Here is a 1,202-nt window from a genome sequence, read left to right as displayed (position 1 = left end):
GGTGAACTTGGTCACGCCCGGGGCCACCCCGCCCACGCGCACCCGGCGGCCCGCCCGGTACGACAGGGTCGGGTGCGCCCCCCGCGGCGCCGGCGCCACCAGCCCGATCAACTGCCTGGACGACCACGCCCGCGACGGCTGGCTCACCACCGACCAGCCCGGCGACGACCACGGCAAGGCGCTCGCCGACGCCTGCCAGGCGAAGTACGCGAGCGTCCTGCCGTACGTCGGCACCCGCAACACCGCCCGCGACATGGACGTCCTGCGCGCGGTCCTCGGCGACCAGAAGCTCAACTACCTGGGCATGTCCTACGGCACCTACCTCGGCTCGCTCTACGCCGAGGAGTTCCCGGACCGCGTCGGCCACCTGGTGCTCGACGGCGCCACCTCGCCGTCCACCAGCCTCGTGCAGCACAACGTCGAGCAGCAGGCCGGCTTCGAGCGCGCCCTCAAGGCCTTCGCCGCCGACTGCGCCGGCAAGGACGGCTGCCCGCTCGGCCAGGACCCCGACCGGGCCCCGCAGAAGCTCGCCGACTTCCTCGACGGCCTCAAGGACAAGCCGCTCACCACCTCCGACGGCCGCACCCTCACCGCCACGGCCGCCTGGAACGGCGTGCTCGACAACCTGTACGGCGGCGAGCGGGACTGGAAGCCGCTGCGCGAGATCGTCAAGGCCGCGATGCGCGGCAAGGGCGACTACCTCTACCAACTCGCCGACGGCGCCTCCGGCCGCGACAAGGACGGGCACTACAAGGCCTCGGCCGACGCGTACACCGCGATCCACTGCGCCGACGGCGCGACGAACACCCCGCCCGCCGACCAGCTCCAGGCCGCGCTCGCCGACCTCGCGGCCAAGGCGCCGCTGGTCAGCAAGCACAACCCGGCGGCCGCCCTGTTCGACCCGGACTGCCGCACCTGGCCGGCCGCCTCCGCCGAGAAGCCGCACGCGGTCAAGTCGGCCGCCGCCAACCCGATCGTCGTCGTCGGCTCCAGCGGCGACCCGGCCACGCCGTACGCGTGGGCGGAGAAGCTCACCTCCGAGCTGGGCAACGCCGTCCTGCTGACCCGCGAGGGCGAGGGGCACACCGGGTACGGCGCGAGCAGCTGCATCCGGACCGCCGTCGACGCCTTCCTGGTGGACGGCTCCGTCCCGGCCGCCGGGACGCGCTGCCCGACTGTCGCTCGGGCGCGCTGACCGGCCG

Annotated in this window: 1 protein-coding gene; it reads left to right on the top strand. The window is 74.4% G+C overall.

The window, feature by feature from the left end:
- Positions 1–1,195: alpha/beta hydrolase (locus ACFV4F_RS43410; RefSeq protein WP_380511593.1), on the top strand; the 1,195-nt coding region annotated here is incomplete at its 5' end.
- Positions 1,196–1,202: the final 7 nt, after the last annotated feature.

It is taken from the genome of Kitasatospora sp. NPDC059722 (assembly GCF_042733235.1).
Lineage (GTDB): Bacteria > Actinomycetota > Actinomycetes > Streptomycetales > Streptomycetaceae > Kitasatospora.
Note: the sequence above shows the minus strand (reverse complement) of the source record. Positions and strands in the feature narration are given on the sequence as shown.